General features: G+C 62.7%; 18 protein-coding genes. 13 read left to right on the top strand and 5 right to left on the bottom strand.

Going from position 1 to position 18,838, the window contains the following annotated elements:
* The 7 genes from mreD to Q0W88_RS07030 all read left to right on the top strand — a co-directional run.
* On the top strand, nucleotides 1-527 hold a 527-nt coding region (gene mreD / locus Q0W88_RS07000), incomplete at its 5' end, for a rod shape-determining protein MreD (RefSeq protein WP_297801526.1).
* 2 nt (nucleotides 528-529) lie between these two features.
* Nucleotides 530-2,413, top strand: a complete 1,884-nt coding sequence (mrdA, locus tag Q0W88_RS07005; protein WP_297801528.1) for a penicillin-binding protein 2 — start codon at nucleotides 530-532, stop codon at nucleotides 2,411-2,413.
* Nucleotides 2,414-2,474: 61 nt separating this feature from the next.
* Nucleotides 2,475-3,515, top strand: coding sequence for a rod shape-determining protein RodA (gene rodA / locus Q0W88_RS07010; RefSeq protein ID WP_297801569.1), 1,041 nt, complete (start codon nucleotides 2,475-2,477; stop codon nucleotides 3,513-3,515).
* Nucleotides 3,516-3,575: 60 nt separating this feature from the next.
* The gene (locus tag Q0W88_RS07015; protein WP_297801530.1) at nucleotides 3,576-5,351 is read left to right on the top strand and encodes an acyl-CoA dehydrogenase; all 1,776 of its coding nucleotides are present in this window, start codon (nucleotides 3,576-3,578) and stop codon (nucleotides 5,349-5,351) included.
* Between the two features lie 78 nt (nucleotides 5,352-5,429).
* Nucleotides 5,430-6,542, top strand: a complete 1,113-nt coding sequence (gene mltB / locus Q0W88_RS07020) for a lytic murein transglycosylase B (RefSeq protein WP_297801532.1) — start codon at nucleotides 5,430-5,432, stop codon at nucleotides 6,540-6,542.
* A complete protein-coding gene (locus Q0W88_RS07025; RefSeq protein WP_297801535.1) occupies nucleotides 6,539-7,492 on the top strand; it encodes a septal ring lytic transglycosylase RlpA family protein in 954 nt (317 codons plus the stop codon). The genes mltB and Q0W88_RS07025 overlap by 4 nt, the downstream gene beginning before the upstream one ends.
* A gap of 39 nt (nucleotides 7,493-7,531) precedes the next feature.
* Complete coding sequence (locus Q0W88_RS07030; RefSeq protein WP_297801538.1) at nucleotides 7,532-8,746, top strand: D-alanyl-D-alanine carboxypeptidase family protein; 1,215 nt, start codon at nucleotides 7,532-7,534, stop codon at nucleotides 8,744-8,746.
* Nucleotides 8,747-8,816: 70 nt separating this feature from the next.
* Here the strand turns inward: Q0W88_RS07030 and Q0W88_RS07035 are convergent, their stop codons facing one another.
* Complete coding sequence (locus tag Q0W88_RS07035; RefSeq protein WP_297801541.1) at nucleotides 8,817-9,566, bottom strand: NYN domain-containing protein; 750 nt, start codon at nucleotides 9,564-9,566, stop codon at nucleotides 8,817-8,819.
* 59 nt (nucleotides 9,567-9,625) lie between these two features.
* The gene (locus Q0W88_RS07040; RefSeq protein WP_297801544.1) at nucleotides 9,626-11,797 is read right to left on the bottom strand and encodes a M3 family metallopeptidase; all 2,172 of its coding nucleotides are present in this window, start codon (nucleotides 11,795-11,797) and stop codon (nucleotides 9,626-9,628) included.
* A gap of 125 nt (nucleotides 11,798-11,922) precedes the next feature.
* Here Q0W88_RS07040 and Q0W88_RS07045 point away from each other — a divergent pair, with 125 nt between their 5' ends.
* The 6 genes from Q0W88_RS07045 to yedA all read left to right on the top strand — a co-directional run bounded on the left by Q0W88_RS07045 (nucleotide 11,923) and on the right by yedA (nucleotide 17,842).
* Complete coding sequence (locus Q0W88_RS07045) at nucleotides 11,923-12,198, top strand: DUF493 family protein (protein ID WP_297801547.1); 276 nt, start codon at nucleotides 11,923-11,925, stop codon at nucleotides 12,196-12,198.
* Nucleotides 12,186-12,860: a lipoyl(octanoyl) transferase LipB gene (gene lipB, locus Q0W88_RS07050; protein WP_297801550.1), complete on the top strand. Its 675-nt coding sequence runs from the start codon at nucleotides 12,186-12,188 to the stop codon at nucleotides 12,858-12,860. The genes Q0W88_RS07045 and lipB overlap by 13 nt, the downstream gene beginning before the upstream one ends.
* A gap of 7 nt (nucleotides 12,861-12,867) precedes the next feature.
* On the top strand, nucleotides 12,868-13,857 hold the full coding sequence (gene lipA, locus Q0W88_RS07055) for a lipoyl synthase (RefSeq protein ID WP_297801552.1): 990 nt from the start codon (nucleotides 12,868-12,870) through the stop codon (nucleotides 13,855-13,857).
* A gap of 68 nt (nucleotides 13,858-13,925) precedes the next feature.
* Entirely contained in the window at nucleotides 13,926-16,085 is a 2,160-nt protein-coding gene (locus Q0W88_RS07060) for a carboxy terminal-processing peptidase (RefSeq protein WP_297801554.1), read from the top strand.
* Nucleotides 16,086-16,133: 48 nt separating this feature from the next.
* Entirely contained in the window at nucleotides 16,134-16,967 is an 834-nt protein-coding gene (locus tag Q0W88_RS07065; RefSeq protein WP_297801557.1) for a methylated-DNA--[protein]-cysteine S-methyltransferase, read from the top strand.
* A complete protein-coding gene (gene yedA, locus Q0W88_RS07070) occupies nucleotides 16,964-17,842 on the top strand; it encodes a drug/metabolite exporter YedA (protein ID WP_297801560.1) in 879 nt (292 codons plus the stop codon). Before Q0W88_RS07065 ends, yedA begins: the two co-directional genes overlap by 4 nt.
* On the opposite strand, the gene Q0W88_RS07075 is transcribed toward yedA, so the two are convergent.
* From Q0W88_RS07075 to Q0W88_RS07085, 3 genes are all read right to left on the bottom strand, one after another.
* The gene (locus Q0W88_RS07075) at nucleotides 17,843-18,301 is read right to left on the bottom strand and encodes a DUF3106 domain-containing protein (protein ID WP_297801563.1); all 459 of its coding nucleotides are present in this window, start codon (nucleotides 18,299-18,301) and stop codon (nucleotides 17,843-17,845) included. It abuts the gene before it with no gap.
* Nucleotides 18,294-18,719 (bottom strand): hypothetical protein, encoded by a 426-nt coding sequence (locus Q0W88_RS07080; protein WP_297801566.1) that lies wholly within the window; start codon nucleotides 18,717-18,719, stop codon nucleotides 18,294-18,296. Before Q0W88_RS07080 ends, Q0W88_RS07075 begins: the two co-directional genes overlap by 8 nt.
* Nucleotides 18,716-18,838, bottom strand: a 123-nt coding sequence (locus tag Q0W88_RS07085) for a sigma factor-like helix-turn-helix DNA-binding protein (protein ID WP_297801572.1), incomplete at its 5' end; no start/stop codon positions are given. The genes Q0W88_RS07085 and Q0W88_RS07080, both read right to left, overlap by 4 nt.

Consider the following 18,838-nt stretch of genomic DNA (forward strand, 5'->3'; position numbering starts at 1 on the left):
TGGCGGCGAAGATCAAGAACACCTATTTCGAGGCCGAACTTTTCCGGCAACGGGCATTCGTCGCCATGCTGTCGGTGGCGGTGGTCATGGCGGCGCTGCTGTTCATGCTGCTGCCGTTTCCGGACTGGCTGTCGGCACTCCGCCCTTTCCTGATCATGTTGGTCGTGGCCTTTTGGGTTCTGGAAACGCCCCAGAAAATGGGGCTTGGCCGGATTTTCCTGCTCGGACTCGTGCTCGATCTCGCCGGCTTTTCACTGCTCGGTGAACATGCCTTCCGTCTGGTGCTGATGGCCGGTGTTCTGCACCTGATGCGCAGCCGGTTCCGTTTCTACCCAGCTTGGCAGCAATCCGGCTTTCTGATGCTGATGCTGTACGCCGATCTGGCCGTGCTCTGGTTGATGCGCCTGTCGCAGGGTCTGCCGATGACCCAGGCCGAAATCTGGGGATCGCCTATTCTGGCATTCCTGATCTGGCCCTGGCTGTACATGCTGATGGACAACCTGCGTCTTCAGAACCGCGGCCGCTGAGCATGGCGGCGAAGATCAAGAACACCTATTTCGAGGCCGAACTTTTCCGGCAACGGGCATTCGTCGCCATGCTGTCGGTGGCGGTGGTCATGGCGGCGCTGCTGTTCGGTTATTTCAACCTGCAGGTCCTTCGCTTCGACGAATACCGCGAGCAGGCCGACAGCAACCGCGTCCGTCTCAAACCGACCATGCCTGCGCGCGGACTCATTTACGACCGCAAAGGCCGCCTGCTGACCGACAACATTTCCGCCTACCGGCTCGAGTTGACGCCGGAACAGGTGGATGACATCGACGCCACGCTGCAGCAGCTCGGTAAACTGGTGGTGCTGTCGAAAGACGATCTGCGCCGGTTCCGCCGGGCCATGGACAGTTCGCGGAAGTTCCTGCCGATCACGGTCAAGCTGCGTCTGAGTGAGGACGAGGTTGCCAAGTTCTCGGTGAATCGCTTCCGGTTTCCCGGCGTGGAAGTGGTGCCGTACCTGACACGCCGTTATCTGTACGATGACCTGTTCGCGCACGTCATCGGTTATGTCGCGCGGCTCGATGAAGCCGATCTGAAGGCGATGGGCGACGAGCGCTATTCGGTGCTGACCCATACCGGCAAGACCGGTCTTGAACGTTCCTATGAAGAGCAGCTGCGCGGCACCATCGGCTACGAAGAGGTCGAGACCAATGCGCGCGGCCGTTCGCTCGGCGTGCTCAAACGGCACAGCTCGCAGGCCGGCACCGATCTGAAGCTCAGCATCGATGTCGATCTGCAGAAGGCGACGGTGGCCGCGTTCGGCGAACTGACCGGATCGGCGGTCGCGGTCGATCCCGCTACCGGCGAGGTGCTGGCCATGGTCAGCCTGCCGTCGTTCAACACCAATCTTTTCGTCAACGGCATTTCGAGCGTTGACTACGCCGCACTGTCGACCGATCCGTCGCAGCCGCTGTTCAACCGCAACGTCCGCGGCGGAACACCGCCGGGCTCGACCATTAAGCCGTTTGTGGCATTGGCCGGTCTCGAGTCGGGCCTGCGCAAACCGGAGGATACCGTTTATTCCAGCGGCGAATTCTTCATTCCCGGCCAGCGCCGCGGTTACCGGGATGCGCATGCCGGCGGCCACGGCACGGTCAACCTGTACACGTCCATCGCCGAATCGGTGAACACCTATTACTACAAGCTGGCCATGGACATGGGCATCGTCAAGTTCGATGCCTACATGCGCCGCTACGGTTTCGGTCAGCCGACCGGCATCGATCTGATCGGCGAGGTCGCGGGCACGCTGCCGTCGCCGGAATGGAAACGCAAGCGCTTCAAACAGCCTTGGTATCTCGGTGAAACGGTGATTGCCGGCATCGGCCAGGGGTACTGGGTGGTGACGCCGCTGCAGCTGGCACAGGGTACCGCCAGTCTGGCCAATGGCGGACGCCGGATTCCGTTGCGTCTGGTCCATGAAACCCGCACCGGTCTGAACCAGCCCTGGCAGCGGCTGCCGGCGCCGAAAACCACCTCGATCGGCGCCACCCCGGCGCAATTGCAGGCCATCCGCACCGGCATGGAAGCCACCATGCAGACCCGGCGCGGAACCGGCTGGGCGATCGGGCTCGGCTCCCCGTACCGGATTGCCGGGAAAACCGGCACCGTCCAGAAAATCAGCCGTCGCGGAAGCGTCAGCATGGATCCCCGGAGTCTGCCCCTGCATCTGCGCCATCAAGCCCTGTTCATCGGTTATGCACCGGCCGAGGATCCGAAAATCGCGGTGGTGGTGGTGGTCGAACACGGCGGCTACGGTGCCAGCACGGCCGGCCCGATCGCACGCAAAATGATGGATGCCTATCTGTTGCCGCCACCGGCCGCGCCGCCGCCAGTGGTTGCGGCCACGGAGAACCCGAATGATTGAACTGCTGTCCGGATTCCGCGATTTCATCGCCCGTCTGCTGTCACGCGTCGATGCACCGCTGATGGCGGCACTGGCCGGCCTGATGACGGTCAGTCTGCTGGTGCAGTCCAGTGCCGGTGACGATGCCCTGCATGCCGTTCTTGCGCAGGGCGCCCGTTTCGTACTGGGTTCCGCGGCGCTGTTGCTGCTGGCCAATACGCCGCCGGCGACACTGCGGGCCTGGACGCCTTGGATTTATGCCGGCACGCTGTCGCTGATGCCCTTGGTGTTCCTGTTCGGCAGCGGACGAAGCGCCAATCTCTGGCTTGATCTCGGCGTGTTCTATCTGCAGCCGGGCGAGCTGCTGAAATTGAGCGTTCCGATGATGCTGGCCTGGTATCTGCACCGTGAAACCCTGCCTCCGGGCTGGAAGACATTGGCGGTGAGCGCACTCATCGTCGGCGTGCCGGTGCTGCTGATCATCAAGCAGCCCGACTTCGGTACCGGCATGCTGGTCGCGGCTTCCGGCGGATTCGCCTTGTTTCTCGCCGGTCTGCAATGGCGGCGGATCCTGGTTGCCATCGGTGCCGTGGCGGCGGCCGTACCCATCGGCTATCAGTTCCTGATGCCGTATCAGAAAGACCGCATCATGGTGTTCCTGAATCCGGAAAGCGCCCCGCAGGGCGCCGGCTGGAACATCATCCAATCCAAAATCGCCATCGGCTCCGGCGGTTTCAGCGGCAAGGGTTGGGGCGAAAGCACCCAGGCCGCGCTCGACTTCCTTCCCGAGCACACCACCGATTTCGCGTTCTCGGTATTTTCCGAAGAATGGGGCTGGCTCGGCGTGCTGCTGGTGATGGCACTGTACTTCTTCGTCATCGCGCGCTGCATGTGGATGGCGATGCAGTCCAAGGACACCTATTCGCGCCTGCTGGCGGGTGCGCTTGCGCTGACCTTCTTCATCTACATCGTGGTCAACGGCGGCATGGTGGCCGGTTTCCTTCCGGTGGTCGGCGTGCCGATGCCGCTGATCAGTTACGGCGGCACATCTGCGGTTTCCCTGCTGGCCGGCTTCGGGCTGATCATGTCGGCCTTTGCGCACCGAAAATACCTGGGCGACTGATCCATGCCATTGTGTTCCGTTTCACCGCACTCCATGACCTCCCATTACGGATGAACCCCGATGCTGCCAACGCGTGATGATCTCCACTTCCTGCTGTTCGACTGGCTGCACGCCGAAACCCTTTCCGCCCTGCCGGAGTTCGGGCATGCCGATGCCGACAGCATGCAGGCCATGCTGGATGCGGCGCTGACGCTGGCGGAATCCGAGTTCCTGTCGCATGCGGCAAAATCCGACGCCAATCCCCCGCAGTTCCGGGACGGCCGCGTGGAGCTGATGCCGGAAATCGCGCAGGCCCTGGCCGCCTACCGCGACGCCGGTTTTTTCGGCATGGAGGCGCCGCTGGAGGATGGCGGTCTCGGCCTGCCTTACACGCTGGTCGCCAGTCTCGGCGGTATTTTTTCCTGTGCCAATGTGGCCACCAACGGCTACGCCTTCCTGACTCAGGCCGCGGCCAATCTGATCCGTGAAGTCGGCAGCGAAGATCAGAAGCGCCGTTATCTCCCGCCCATGGTTGAAGGCCGCTGGTACGGCACCATGTGTCTGTCGGAACCGCAGGCCGGCTCCAGTCTGGCCGACATCCGCACCGTCGCCGAGCCGCTTGCCGACGGACGCTATGCCCTGCGCGGCAGCAAGATGTGGATCAGCAGCGGCGACCACGAGATTTCCGAGAATATCGTGCATCTTGTGTTGGCCAAGATCCCGGGCGGTCCCGCCGGCAGCAAGGGCATTTCGCTGTTCATCGTGCCGCGCCGGCATGTCGATGCCGACGGCAATGCCGGCCAACGCAACGGCGTGACCCTGCTCGGGCTGAACCATAAGCTCGGTACGCACGGCCAGGTCAACTGCCTGCTCGGTCTCGGTGAAAACGAGCCCTGCATCGGTGAGCTGGTCGGCGCGCCGCACGACGGCCTGCGCGGCATGTTCGTGATGATGAATGAAGCCCGTATCGGTGTCGGCATCGGCGCGGCCATGGGCGGCTATGCCGGTTACCGCGCGGCCCTGGCGTATGCCAAAGAGCGCCGCCAGGGACGTGCGGTCGGCGAGCGCGATGCCGCATCGCCGATGATTCCGATCATCGAACACGCCGATGTACGGCGCATGCTTCTGCGTGCCAAGAGTTATGTCGAAGGTTCGCTGGCACTTTGCCTGTATGCCGCACGCCTGATCGACGATGCCAAGACCGGCTCCGCCGAGGCACAGGCCCTGGTCGATCTGTTGACGCCGATGGTGAAGGCCTGGCCGTCGGATTATGCGCTGGAAGCCAATTCCATCGCCATCCAGGTGCATGGCGGTGCCGGTTACACGCGCGATTTTCCGGTTGAACGGCTATGGCGCGAAAACCGGATCAACGCCATCCACGAAGGCACCAACGGCATCCAGGCCATGGATCTGCTCGGCCGGAAACTGCTGGCCGACGGCGGCCGTGCGTTCGCGCAGCTGACCGCGCGTGTTGAGGCCACGCTCGCTGCGGCACGGGCCGATGCCGCACTGGCACCGCTGGCCGAAGCCCTCGCGCCGCGCTGGGCGAATCTGGTGCCGGCCATTCAGGCCGCCGGCAATGCCGCCCGTACCGACATGGATCTGGCGCTGGCCAATGCCTATCTGTTGCTGGATGCGATGGGGCATGCCGTGGTGGCCTGGCTGTGGCTCGACCAGGCACTGACCGCATCGCGCGCCCTGTCCGGCGCGCGCGGTCCGCGCTTGTCCCTGCTGCAGGGAAAAATCGCCGCCGCGCATTATTTCATCGCCTGGGAGCTGCCGACCAAGGATGCGCCGCTGGCCCGTTTCGCCGCGCTTGATCCGCTCTGCCGCGACCTGGATCCCGAGGTGCTCTGACCGACGCCGCGGCATTCCGGCGGCAAATGAACTGTGGTAATTTGAATTCATGCGGATAAGCAAACAAGGATGCGGGCCATGAAAAAAATTCCGATGCTGGTGCTGACCCTGGCACTGGCCAGCTGTACCGGAACACCGGTCAAACAGGCACCGACGGCGCCGCTTCCGGTGCCCGCACCGCTGACTCCGCCGCCGGCCGACAGCGAACCCGTAAGCGCCGATCTGCAAACCCGCAAGGAACAGTTCATTGCCGATACCGCGAAGAAATACGGCATCCCCGCGAATGACGTCCGTAACACGCTGTCACAGGCGGTTTACCGGCAATCGATCGTCAATGCCATGGCGCGGCCGGCGGAATCCACCCGGACCTGGGCGCAGTACCGCCCCATTTTCCTGACCGATGGCCGGATCCAGCAGGGCCGCACCTATTTCGCCGATAATCGCGTCAGCGTTGAAGATGTTGCCGCCAAGAGCGGCGTACCCGCTGAAATCATTCTGGCCATCATGGGCGTCGAAACCGGCTGGGGCGGCAACATGGGCAGCCATAATGTGCTGGACGCCCTGTATACCCTGGCCTTCCATTATCCGGTCATCAACGGCAAAGCCAATCCGGCGCGTTCGGCCTTTTTTACCGATGAGCTCGGTCAGCTGTTCGCGCTCGCGCGGGAAGAGGGTTTCGATATCCATGCCCTGAAAGGCAGTTATGCCGGCGCCATGGGCCTCGGCCAGTTCATGCCCTCGAGCTACCGCAAATATGCGGTGGACGGCGACGGTGACGGCCGCCGCGACCTGTTCGGTTCGAAGAAAGATGCGTTCGCGTCCATCGCCAATTATTTCAACGGCTTCGGCTGGCAGACCGGAAAGCCGGTATTCGTGCGCGCTTCGGCGGCGCCGTCGGCACTGCCGTTCAAACCCGAAAACTGGGAAGCCAACATCGCGCTCGCGGATCTGGCCGCGAAAGGCTACGTGCCGAACCGGCCCGTGGAAAATCTTCCGGCCACGCTGCTGACGCTTGAAGGCGCACAGGGTACGGAACACTGGATCGGCTTCAAGAACTTCTGGGTGATCACCCGTTACAACCGATCACCGATGTATGCCATGGCGGTCTGGCAGCTGTCGCAGGAAATCGCGCAGCGCGCCTATGGTGCGCCCGAGGATTCTTCCGCCGCCCAAGCGCCGCCCGCGCAATGACGGCGCTGCGGTTCGCGCCATTGCTGGCGTTGATGCTCGCCGCCTGCAGCAGCGCGCCGCCGCGCCCGGAAGCGCCCGTAAGGGCGCCATCGGTGCCGCAGACGCCGGCGCACGACCACGCATCGGCCGCGCCGGAAAGCGTCGGTGAGGCAGAACGCAACAACGCGCGCGTGTGCCGTCAGGTCATGCAGCATGATGAGCGCAACTACACCAAAGGCGGGCTCTACGCCCCCGGCGTTGCCGATGCGCACCCGGACGGCGAACTCGATGTCAGTCTGCTGAAAGAACCGGTGCCGCGCATCGAACCGAAATCAAAAGCCGGCAACCGGTCGCCCTACAAGGTGTTGGGCCGCAACTATTACGTACGCGACTCCGCGGAAGGCTACAAGGAGCGCGGCGTCGCGTCCTGGTACGGCACCAAATTCCACGGACGCAGCACCTCCAGCGGTGAAATCTACGACATGTGCCAGTTCAGCGCCGCGCACAAGACCCTGCCGATCCCGAGCTTCGTCCGGGTGACGCGTCTGGATACCGGGCAGTCGGTGATTGTGCGCGTCAACGACCGTGGACCGTTCCACGACGGCCGCATCATCGACCTGAGCTTCGCCGCCGCCAGCAAGCTCGGCATCAACCGTCTCGGTACCGCCAAGGTCGAGGTCGAAGCCGTCAGCAGTCTTGAAGACCTGGCTCCGGTCGCGGTTGCGGAAACGCCGGAAAGCGACAGGCGTTACCTGCAGGTCGGCTCCTTCGCCGGCGAAGACAATGCCAAGGCGCTCAAGGAGCGTCTGCGTGACCGGGACATCGATGCCGTTTTCATCCAGAAGGCCCGGACCGAGCAGGGTCCGGTCTGGCGGGTCCGTATCGGCCCCCTGAACAGTCTGGAAATCGAGAGAATCCAGCAGTTATTGCAGGAAATCGGTCTGCAAGGGGTTCGTGTCGGGCCCGAATAGGCTTAAAATGGCGGGGCAGTAACCCCCTTTGGAGCTTCCATGCGATTCCCCCGTTCTCTTGCGGCCAGTGCCGCGCTGTGCGTCATGGCCGTGGCCGTCGCGCAATCCGTTCCGGTGCCGAATGCGGCCCCGGCCAGTTCCGTGCAGATTCCGGCCGCACCGGCGCCGGTCGGCGCCGCCGCTTGGCTGTTGATGGACTTCAGCAATGGCCAGGTTCTGGCCGGTGCCAACCCCGATACCCGCATCGAGCCGGCCAGCATCACCAAGGTGATGACCTCCTATGTGGTCGCCGCCGAAATGAAGGCCGGTAAAATCAAACGCACCGATCAGGTGTTGATCAGCGAAAACGCCTGGCGCGGCGGCGGCGGCGGTACCGACGGTTCCACCAGCTTCCTGCCGCTGGGCAGCACGGTCAGCCTCGATGAACTTGAGCGCGGCATGGTCATCCAGTCCGGCAACGACGCCGCGATCGCGCTGGCCGAGCATGTGGCCGGTTCGGAAACGGCCTTCGTGGAATTGATGAACACCTATGCCAAGAAGATCGGCATGAACAACACCCACTTCGCCAACCCGCACGGCCTTTCGGATCCGAACCATTATTCGACCGCGCGCGATCTGGCGCTGATGGGCCGTGCGATGATCCGCGATTTCCCGGAAACCTACGCCTACAACAAGATCAAGGAATACACGGTCAACGGCATCCGCCAGCACAACCGCAACGGATTGCTGTGGAAGGACGCCTCGGTCGATGGCATCAAGACCGGCCACACCTCGACCGCCGGTTACTGCCTGCTGGCCTCGGCCAAGCGCGGTGAACAGCGTCTGGTGTCGGTCGTTCTCGGCATCCAGACCGATTCGCAGAAGCAGGGTTTCGACCTGCGCGAGAACGGCAATCTGGCGCTGCTGAACTGGGGCTTCCGCTTCTATGAAACCCGCACGCTGTACACGCCGGATAAAGTCATCGCTTCGCCGCGCGTCTGGAAGGGTGCCGAGAACGCCGTTGCGATTTCGGTCGCCATGCCGTTCAGCGTATCCTTGCCGCGCGGCAAGTTCGATGCCCTGAAAGCCAACATCGACCTGCCCAAGCATGTCATCGCGCCGCTGGCCGCCGGCCAGAAAGTCGGTACGCTGAAAATCAGCCTGGACGGCAAAGTGGTGGCGGAAGCGCCGCTGGTCGCCAAAACCGCTGTGGCCGAAGCCGGCTTCTTCGGACGTCTGTGGGACGGTTTCCTGATGTGGTGGGATAACCTGTAATTCCCATGCGTTCGAAACAAAAAAAACCGGCGAAAGCCGGTTTTTTTGTGGGAATTGTCACGTTATTATATTATTTGGACGTATTCTTTTTTATGGACGTTTTAAGGCGAATGTGGATATGCACATTTGATGAGCCATCACCGACTGGTGTCTCTTTGACTTCCAGGTAATTTTGTTTGCGAATCAATTCGCCGAGCTTCTGGCAACCATAGTTTCTTGGATCGAATGAAGGGCTGTTTTTGACCAGCATAGAGCCAATGGCGGATAGAGCAGCCCATCCGTTATCTTTTGCCGTAGCATTAATTGCGTTGCGAACCATTGGTTCAAAAGGTTCAATTTTATCAAGACTATTTTCGCTTTTAGTTTCTCCAGAGCCCTCAGGTTTCAGGATTTCAACGAAAATAAATTTGTCACATGCTGCAACGAAAGGATCCGGAGTTTTCCTTTCGCCGAAGCCATAGACTAGGAGTCCGTCTTCGCGAATTCTCGTGGCAAGGCGCGTGAAGTCGCTGTCCGAGCTCACGATGCAAAAGCCGTCGAGATTTCCTGAGTGCAGAAGATCCATTGCGTCGATTATTAGTGCGGAGTCTGTTGAATTCTTGCCACTGGTGTAACTGAACTGCTGTATCGGCTGGATAGCCATTTTGTGCAGAACATCCTTCCAGTTTTTAAGGTTCGAAGTGGTCCAGTCGCCATAGGCGCGTTTAATGCTTGCGGTTCCATATCTTGATACTTCCGCAAGCAGCTCATGAATGATCGAAGACGGCGCGTTGTCCGCATCTATCAAAACAGCGAGTTTGTCATTATCAATCGTGGCCATTGAGAACTCTTCGTCTAGTTAAGCAATAAAAAAGGCCGGATTTCTCCGGCCTTTTCCAGTTACGGCTGCGTCGTCAGGCCGCGGCGTTCCAGCAACGGTTTGATGTCCGGCTCCTGCTCGGCGAAATCGCGGAACAGCTGCAGCGCATCCTTGCTGCCGCCCTGCGACAGCAGCTTGGCGCGGAAGCGGTCGCCGTTGGCGCGGGTCAGGCCGCCGTGGTTCTTGATCCACTCCACGGTGTCGGCATCGAGCACTTCCGACCAGATGTAGGCGTAGTAGCCGGCAGCGTATCCGCCCATGATGTGGCCGAAGTAGGTGGTGCGGTAGCGCGGCGGCACGGCGGCGTAATCCAGGCCGACATCCTTGAGCGCCTTGGCCTCGTAGGCCAGTACGCCGTCGGCGTCCGGAAGCTTGTCGGCGGAAACCTGATGCCATTTCTGATCGAGCATGGCGGCGCCGAGATAGGCGGTGGTGGTGAAGCCCTGGTTGAACTTCGAGGCCGACAGCACCTTGTCGAGCAGCGCTTTCGGCATCGGCTCGCCGGTCTTCCAGTGCTTGGCGTAGTTGGCCAGGATTTCCGGCCAGTCGGACCACATTTCGTTGACCTGCGACGGGAATTCGACGAAGTCGCGTGGCACGTTGGTGCCGCTGAAGTACGGGTACTTCACGTCCGAGAACATGCCGTGCAGCACGTGGCCGAACTCATGGAACGCGGTGTTGGCGTCGTCCCAGGTCATCAGCGCCGGATTGCCGGCGGCCGGTTTGGTCACGTTCAGATGGAAGGCCACGACCGGCTTGGTGCCCATCAGCGCCGACTGGTCGACGTAGGAGCTCATCCAGGCGCCGCCGCGTTTGGACGAACGCGCGTACGGATCGACGATGACGAAGGCCAGCTGCGAGCCGTCTTCGTTGAAGGCCTCGTACACCTGTACGTCTTCCTGGTACACCGGAAGATCGGTGCGGCGCTTGAAGGTCACGCCGTACAGGCGCTTGACCGCATAGAAGATGCCGTTTTCAAGCACGTTGTTCACTTCCAGATACGGCTTGAGTTCGGCTTCATCGTAGCTGTACTGGGCCTTGCGCACCTTGTCGGTGTAATAGGCCCAGTCCCAGGGTTCCAGTTTGAAGCTCGGCTGGCCTTTGGCTTTCTGTTCGGAATCGATCATCGCCTGCAGCACTGCGCCTTCCTTGCGGGCGTTGGCCACGGCCGGCGGTGCCAGCTGTTCCAGCATGCGGTTGACCGCTTCCGGGTTCTTCGCGGTTTCTTCGGCCAGACCGAATGCGGCGTAGTTCGGGTAGCCCATGATGGCGGCGCGTTCGGCACGCAGTTTGGCGACCTTGGAAACCACCGCGCGGTTGTCCCACTGGTTGCCGCGGCTGCCGCGGGACACCGAAGCCTTGTGGATGCGTTCGCGCAGGGCGCGGTTGTCGAGCTGCGGCAGCAGGGGCTGGATGGTGGTATTCAGCAGGGCGATGCGGTACTTGCCCGGAAAGCCCTTGTCCTTGGCCGACTCGGCCAGGGCGGCGATCTGCTGGTCGCTCAGGCCGGCCAGTTCGGCGCGGTCGCTGACGATGACGGCGGAATCGTTCACTTCGTCCTGCACGTTCTGGCTGAATTTGGTGGTCAGCGTGGCCATTTCGGAATTGATGGCCTTGACCCGGGTCTTCTGCGCCTCGGTCAGGTTGGCGCCGGAACGCACGAAATCGGTGTAGTAGCGCTCGACCAGACGCACGCCCTGGGCGTCGAGGCCCAGTTTGTCGCGGCTGTTGTACAGGGTCTTGATGCGCTCGAACAGTTTGGCATTCAGGTACACGCTGTCGTTATGCGCGGCCAGCTTCGGCGAGTATTCGGCATCGAGCTTGTCGAGTGCATCATTGGTGTTGGCGCCGGTCAGGTTGAAGAACACCACCAGCGCACGGCGCAGCAGCTGTCCGGAGCGTTCCATGGCCAGAATGGTGTTGTCGAAAGTCGGCGCGGCCGGATTGTTGGCGATCGCATCGATTTCACGGATGTTGTCGGCCATGCCGCGGTCGAATGCCGGGGCGAAATCGCTGTCCTTGATTTTATCGAACTGCGGATATTGCAGTGGCAGGGGGCTGGGCTGGAAGAACGGATTCATGGCTTGCGCGGATTCCTTGGTGGCTGCGGCCTGTGCCGGTTCGGCCGGAAGGCCGAGGCTGGCGGTGGCCAGCGCCAGGGCGATGGCGAGGGTAACGGGGGTTTTCAACATGGGAACGGACCTTTGGTGGATAACATTCCGATTTTACGTGAAAGCGCGTTAATAAAATGTGCCAAAAGGCATTATCGGGGCGGTCCGGCCTTGGGTTTTGCCCGGATTGCCCCGATAATGGCAGCATGACGACCGAAAAAACCCCTGAAAAAGGCTTTTCGTTCCCCGGGGTGTTCGAAATCACCGCCCTGGGCAGCGCCGCCGCCCATCTGGAAACCGCCGTTCCGCATGAACTGGAGCAGGCCGGCCTGACCGTGCTGCATGAAACCGTGTCCAGCCGGGCCTCCAGCGCCGGCCGCTTCGTTTCGGTCAGCCTGCAGTTCAAAGCCGAAACGCGCGCCGATTATGAAGCGGCGCACAACGCCCTGCGCGCCCATCCCGAGATCAAGTGGACGCTGTAAACCCGGTCTGGCAGATCCGCCGGCTCGGGGTCCAGCCTTACGCGCCGGTCTGGGCCGCGCAGGAGCGACATACCGCCGACCGCGGCGATGCCGATGGCCGTGATGAACTCTGGTTGCTTCAGCACACGCCGGTGTATACCCTGGGCCAAGCCGGCAAGCCCGAACATGTGCTCTTGCCGGGTGATATTCCGGTCATCCGCTGCAACCGCGGCGGGCAGGTCACTTATCACGGCCCCGGCCAGATAGTGGCGTATCCGCTGGTCAATCTCCGGCGTTTGGGCCTTGGCATCCGGGAGTTGGTCACCCGCATCGAGCAGGCCCTGATCGATACCCTCGCGCACTGGGACATCGCCGCCGAGCGGCGCGCCGGGGCGCCTGGGGTGTATGTCGGCGGTGCCAAGATCGCCGCGCTCGGCCTGCGCGTAAAGCACGGCTGCAGTCTGCACGGCCTGGCCTTCAATATCGCCATGGACCTGGCGCCGTTCCACGGCATCAACCCCTGCGGCTATGCCGGTCTGGAAGTGACGCAGATGGTAGAATTGAATCCTGCCGCGGGCCTGGCCGAAGTCGAGCCCGTGCTGGTGGCGCAGCTTTCGCGGCAGCTGGGCTTGACCCCGGTCTGGGCCGATGCGCTGCCGCCGGCCCTCCTTTCCGAAACGTGAGTGCGTAATGTCCAAGGATAAAACCATCGCCGCGCAGACCATCGCCAGCCTCGAGGCCGGGGTCAAGCAGCTGGGCGAAAGCAAGATCGCACGCAGTCCGGTGAACTTCGCCGAAGCGCCGGTGTTGCGCAAGCCGAGCTGGATCCGCGTGCGGATTCCTTCCGGCAACGCCGTGGCCAAGCTGAAATCGCAGCTGCGCGAAAACCGTCTGGTCACCGTCTGCGAAGAGGCCAGCTGCCCGAACATCCACGAATGCTTCAGCCATGGCACCGCCACGTTCATGATCCTGGGCGAGGTCTGCACCCGCCGCTGCAGCTTCTGCGATGTGGCGCACGGCCGGCCGAAGCCGCCGGATGCGTCCGAACCGCTGAATCTGGCCAAAACCATCGCCGACATGAAGCTGCGTTACGTGGTGATCACCTCGGTCGACCGTGACGATCTGCGCGATGGCGGCGCCGAACATTTCACTCGCTGCATCGACGAGGTCCGCCGTTTCAGTCCGGGCATCAAGATCGAAATCCTGACTCCGGACTTCCGCGGCAAGGGCCGCATGGAGCGCGCGCTGGAGCTGCTCAACCAGTCGCCGCCGGATGTGTTCAACCACAATCTGGAAACCGTGCCGGATCTGTATCCGAACGTGCGCCCCGGCGCCGATTACCAGTGGTCGCTGACCCTGCTGAAACAGTTCAAGGCCGCCAACCCGGGCGTCCCGACCAAATCCGGCATCATGCTCGGCCTGGGCGAGACCATGGACCAGGTCCAGCAGACCCTGCGCGACCTGCGTGCGCATGACGTCGACATGATCACCGTCGGCCAGTACCTGCAGCCGACCCCGCACCATCACCCGGTCATGCGTTACTGGACCCCGGAAGAATTCGCCGAAATCGAAGCTTACGGGAACCAATTGGGCTTCACCCATGTCGCATCAGGACCGATGGTGCGTTCCAGCTACCACGCCGACCGCATGGCGATGGATGCCGGCTTCATCGGCGCCTGACCCAACCAATGGCCCATGCTTTCCCCCGCGCCCTGTGCGCACAATGGCGGTAACTTACGAGGCAACCCATGAAAAAACGGATCGTTCTGGCAATCGCGGCACTGCTTCCCTTGGCTATCGCCTATGCCGCGACACAGGGCAAAGCCCCCGCCGCAAAAGCGGAACTGGCGCCGACCGAGGCCCAGGCCATGGCCGGTACCCTGATGTATCTGCATCTGTCGGGAAGCGATTACAGCTACCGTCCGCTGCCGCTGGATGATGCGCTGTCGCGCAAGATGCACGCCAAGTACCTGGAATCCCTCGACGGCAACCGGATGTTCTTCCTGGCCAGCGACATCGCCGCGTTCAAGCCGCTGGAAACCACGCTGGACGATGCCGTCAAGGCCAAGGATTTCACCCCGCCGTTCACCATCTTCAAGGTCTATCTGGCGCGCGTGGACGAGCGCATCGCTTATGCCCGCAACCTGCTCAAGCAGGACTTCGACTTTACCGCGAAGGAGTCCTACCACTACGACCGCGAGGATGCGCCCTGGGCTGCGAACAGCAAGGAGCTCGACGAGCTCTGGCGCCAGTCGGTCAAGAACGATGTGCTGCGCCTGAAGCTGGCCGGCCGCAGCATGCCGGAAATCCGCACCACCCTGGACAAGCGCTACAGCGATCTTTCGCGACGCATCCACCAGCTCGACGGCGATGACGTGTTCGAGAACTTCATGAACGCCTACGGCAATTCCATCGACCCGCACACGGCCTACTTCTCGCCGCGCAGCGCGGAAAACTTCGAGATGACCATGAAGCTGTCGCTGGAAGGCGTCGGCGCGGTGCTGCAGCAGCAGGACGGTTTCGTGCTGTTCCGCACCATCATGCCGGGCAGTCCGGCCGAAAAAACCGGGAAGATCAAGGCCGGCGACCGCATCCTCGCGGTCGGCCAGGGCGACAGCGGCCCGATGGTCGATGTGGTTGATTGGTCCATCGACGATGTCGTGGCCAAGGTCCGCGGTGCCAAAGGCACCGTGGTTCGCCTGGAAGTGCAGTCCGGCGACGAAGGCGCCGACGGTACGCGCCAGATCGTGCGCGTGGTGCGCGACAAAATCAAGCTCGAGGAACAGGCGGCCAGCAAGAAGATCATCGAAAGCGGCGGCAAGCGCATCGGCGTGATCGAGCTGCCGGCGTTCTATCTCGATTTCGAAGCGGCCCGCCGCGGCGATCCCGATGTCCGTTCGGCGACCTCCGACGTGCGCAAACTGCTGACCGAGCTCAAGGCCGAGAAGGTCGATGGCGTGGTCATGGATCTGCGCAGCAACGGCGGCGGCGCCTTGCCGGAAGCCATCGAACTGACCGGCCTGTTCATCGATACCGGCCCGGTGGTGCAGGTGCGCAGCAGCAACGGCGACATCGAAGTCGGCGGCGACACCGAACCCGGCGTGGCCTGGTCCGGCCCGCTGGCGGTTCTGGTCAACCGTTCGTCGGCATCGGCTTCGGAAATCTTCGCCGCCGCCATCCAGGATTACGGCCGCGGTCTGATCATCGGCGAGCCGACCTTCGGCAAAGGCACCGTGCAGAGCGTCATTCCGTTCGACCGCTACAAGCGCACCAAGGATTTCAAGCTCGGTGATCTGCACATGACCACGGCCCAGTTCTTCCGCATCAACGGCGGTACCACGCAGAATGCGGCGGTGAGCCCGGATGTGCCGTTCCCGGTCACCGTCGACGCCGGCGAATACGGCGAAAGCACTTTCGACAATGCCCTGCCGTACACCGAAATTCCGGCGGCCAGCTACAACCGCCTGGGGGTGTTCAAGACCATCAACCCGCAGCTGATCAGCCGCCATGAAGCGCGCATCGCCGGCGACAAGGAGTTCACCTGGTGGATGCAGGATGTGGCCAGCTTCAAGGCCGACCGCGCGAAGAAGACGGTATCCCTGAATGAGCAGGAACGCTTGGATGAGCGGGCATCGTTCAAAGCCAAGCGTGAGGCCCGCGAGGCCGAACGCAAAGCCCTGGGCCTGAAATCCGGCGGGCCGGACGATAACGACGACGGTCTGCAGGCCAATGAGCGCAAGGTCAGCGAACAGGTGGCCCAGGAAAATGCCGACAAGGCGCGCCCGGATCCGCTGCTGAACGAATCCGCCGCCATTCTGGCCGATGCCATCGTCCTGCTGGAAGGCAGCAAGCCGCTGCTGACCCAGGTGTTTCCGAAATCCCCGGCCGCCAAAATCTGGGCGCAGTAGTGCAGGATGCGGATAACGCCCCGGCCGCCGCCGGGGTAATCTGCCGGCATGACACCACGAATCGATGACAAGTTGGAAACCGCGCGACGTCTTTTGGACAGTGGCGTATGCCCGTTGCCCGAACTGGCCGAACAGGTCGGTTGGAGTCCGGCCTACCTGCAGAAACGCTTCAAACAGGCTTTCGGGCTGAGTCCCGCTGAATACGCGGCGCAACGTAAAGTGGCCGCACTCAAGCAGCATTTGAAGCACGCCCCGGACGTGACCCAGGCCTGGGTCGACAGCGGCTTCGGTTCGAGTTCACGCGTCTATGAAAACGGCGCGGCCAAGCTCGGCATGTTGCCGGCGGTGTACCGCAAGGGCGGTGCCGGCATGACCATCCACTGGACCATCACGCCCACCGTGCTCGGCAAAGCCTTGGTTGCCGCGACCGAACGCGGCATCTGCGCGGTCGCGCTGGCAGCGGATCCGGCGCATCTGCTGGCGGAACTGCGCACCGAGTTTCCGAACGCCGTGCTCAATCACGTGCCGGATGACGATGGCATCATCGCCGTCAAGGTCCGCTCGGTGGCCGAGGCTCTGGCCGGCAAGACCCCGGCTGCACCGATCGAACTGATCGGCACCGCCTTCCAGCATCGGGTCTGGCAGGCGCTGATGACCATCCCGCGCGGCAGCACGCTGTCCTATGCCGAACTGGCCGAACGGCTGGCCATGCCCAGCGCCGCGCGTGCGGTCGCCCGGGCCTGCGCCGGCAACCGTGTGGCGGTGCTGGTGCCCTGTCACCGCATCATCCGCGGCGATGGCTCCCTCGGGGGCTACCGTTGGGGCCTGCCTGTGAAGGAAGATCTGCTGCGCCGTGAACGCAACGGCGCGGCCGGAAAGTGAGCAGCACACCGAAACCGGCGCATGTCGCCGCCGCCTTGACTGCGGTCTATCTGATCTGGGGCTCGACCTATTTCGCCATCAAGCTGGCACTGCCGGATTACCCGCCCTTCCTGCTGACCGGCACGCGCATGGCCATTGCCGGCGGCCTTATGCTGGCGTGGCTGGCGTGGCGCCGTGCGCCGCTGCCCAAGCGCGGCCAATGGCGGGCCATCGTCATTCTGGCTACGGTGATGACGGTGCTTTCGAATGCGTTCGTCAACGTCGCCGAGCAGACCGTCTCCAGCGGCGTAGTCGCCATCGGCGTCGCGGCCATGCCGCTGTGGGCCGGCCTGTTCGCCGCGCTGCGCGGATATCATCCGAACCGGATCGAGTGGACGGGTCTGGTGCTCGGCTTTCTCGGCGTGGTCTGGCTGAATCTGGGCAGCGAGCTGCGGGTATCCACGGTCGGACTGCTGTGCGTGATTGCCGCGCCGCTGGGCTGGGCCTGGGGTTCGATGTGGAGCAAGGGCCGCGATCTGCCGGACTCTCTGGTGCTGTCGGCCTGGCAGATGGCGTTCGGCAGTGTCATCTCGCTGGCCATCGGTTTCGGCATCGGCGAGCGTTTCACCCAGGTGCCCGGAACCGAAGCCACCGCCGCCATGCTGTATCTGGCGCTGTTCGGTTCGGTCATCGGCTATTCGGCGTTCGTCTGGCTGATCAAACATGTCCGCCCGGCGCTGGCCACCAGCTATGCCTATGTCAATCCGCCGATTGCGCTGCTGCTCGGCGCACTGCTGCTGGATGAGCCGGTCAATTCACACACCATCACCGCCATGATGCTGATTCTGATCAGCATCGGCATCGTCACTCTGGGCAAACGTCTGCACGGCGGGTGATCAATCCACCCGGCGGCGGCGTTCGCGCAGTTCGCGGCGCTGTTCCGGCGTCATGCTGCGGAACTTCTCGCGCAGTGCCTGTTGCTGTTCCGGATCCATCTCGCGGTAACGCGTGAAGGCTTTCTTCATGCGCTGGCGCTGTTCCGGCGTCATTTCCCGGAAGCGCTGCTGACGCTGCTGCATCTTTTGCCGCTGCTGCGGTGTCATCGCCTGCCAGCGTTCACGGTTCTGTTTGATGCGGTTCTGCTGCTCCGGCGTCATCGCCGACCAGCGCTTGGCATTCTCGCGCAGGCGGGCTTGCCGTTCCGGCGGCATCGCGGCCCACTTTTCCTTCATCGGTTGCAGGGTCTGCTGTTCGGCCGGGCTCAGGCTGTTCCAGGCAATCGCGCCCTCGGTGGCCTGTGCCATGCCAGAGCCGGCAGCAAGAATGAATAGCAGCGAAAAAATATAATTACGCATCGTGGACTCCTTCACCGTCCTGTTCGGACAGCCATTGGTAGAATTCGGCATCTTCATACAGTTCGAGGTTCTCCAGCAGATCGGCATCAGCTGCGGCGGTTTCCGGCGCGGCCTTCACGGCCGGCTTCGCCGCCGTTGCCGTTGCCGTTGCGGCCGGAGCGGGTTTCCCGGCAGCGGCAACCGGTTGCGGTGCCTTCACCGCCGCCGGCGGACGGGGAAGCGTGACGGCCAGTACCGCAACCAGCGACGCGCTGACGGCAACTTCGAGCCAGGGCAGGCGCCATGCGCGCTTTGCTTCCGGTGTCAGCGCCTTGGCCCGGGCCAGCTGCAGTGCCCTGCGGCTGTCGGCATCGGGTGGATTGGCATCCAGCACCTGCCGGATGTCGCGTATCAAGCTGTCGTGTTCGGTGCCGGTCATGGCCAATCCTCCGCGAGTTGTGTCTTCAATGCCGCCAGCGCGCGCGACAGATGGGTTTTCACGCTGCCTTCCGAGCAGCGCATGGCCGTAGCGGTCTGCTTCACGTCCAGCCCTTCCCA

Source organism: Arenimonas sp. GDDSR-1 (assembly GCF_025980345.1).
Lineage (GTDB): Bacteria > Pseudomonadota > Gammaproteobacteria > Xanthomonadales > Xanthomonadaceae > Arenimonas.

Coding starts and splice junctions, on each gene's coding strand:
- rodA (WP_297801569.1), top strand. CDS start 2,475: ATGGCGGCACTGGCCGGCCTGATGACGGTCAGTCTGCTGGTGCAGTCC.
- Q0W88_RS07030 (WP_297801538.1), top strand. CDS start 7,532: ATGCGATTCCCCCGTTCTCTTGCGGCCAGTGCCGCGCTGTGCGTCATG.
- Q0W88_RS07045 (WP_297801547.1), top strand. CDS start 11,923: ATGACGACCGAAAAAACCCCTGAAAAAGGCTTTTCGTTCCCCGGGGTG.
- Q0W88_RS07025 (WP_297801535.1), top strand. CDS start 6,539: ATGACGGCGCTGCGGTTCGCGCCATTGCTGGCGTTGATGCTCGCCGCC.
- lipA (WP_297801552.1), top strand. CDS start 12,868: ATGTCCAAGGATAAAACCATCGCCGCGCAGACCATCGCCAGCCTCGAG.
- mrdA (WP_297801528.1), top strand. CDS start 530: ATGGCGGCGAAGATCAAGAACACCTATTTCGAGGCCGAACTTTTCCGG.
- Q0W88_RS07035 (WP_297801541.1), bottom strand. CDS start 9,566: ATGGCCACGATTGATAATGACAAACTCGCTGTTTTGATAGATGCGGAC.
- Q0W88_RS07015 (WP_297801530.1), top strand. CDS start 3,576: ATGCTGCCAACGCGTGATGATCTCCACTTCCTGCTGTTCGACTGGCTG.
- Q0W88_RS07060 (WP_297801554.1), top strand. CDS start 13,926: ATGAAAAAACGGATCGTTCTGGCAATCGCGGCACTGCTTCCCTTGGCT.
- Q0W88_RS07080 (WP_297801566.1), bottom strand. CDS start 18,719: ATGACCGGCACCGAACACGACAGCTTGATACGCGACATCCGGCAGGTG.
- mltB (WP_297801532.1), top strand. CDS start 5,430: ATGAAAAAAATTCCGATGCTGGTGCTGACCCTGGCACTGGCCAGCTGT.
- Q0W88_RS07065 (WP_297801557.1), top strand. CDS start 16,134: ATGACACCACGAATCGATGACAAGTTGGAAACCGCGCGACGTCTTTTG.
- Q0W88_RS07075 (WP_297801563.1), bottom strand. CDS start 18,301: ATGCGTAATTATATTTTTTCGCTGCTATTCATTCTTGCTGCCGGCTCT.
- Q0W88_RS07040 (WP_297801544.1), bottom strand. CDS start 11,797: ATGTTGAAAACCCCCGTTACCCTCGCCATCGCCCTGGCGCTGGCCACC.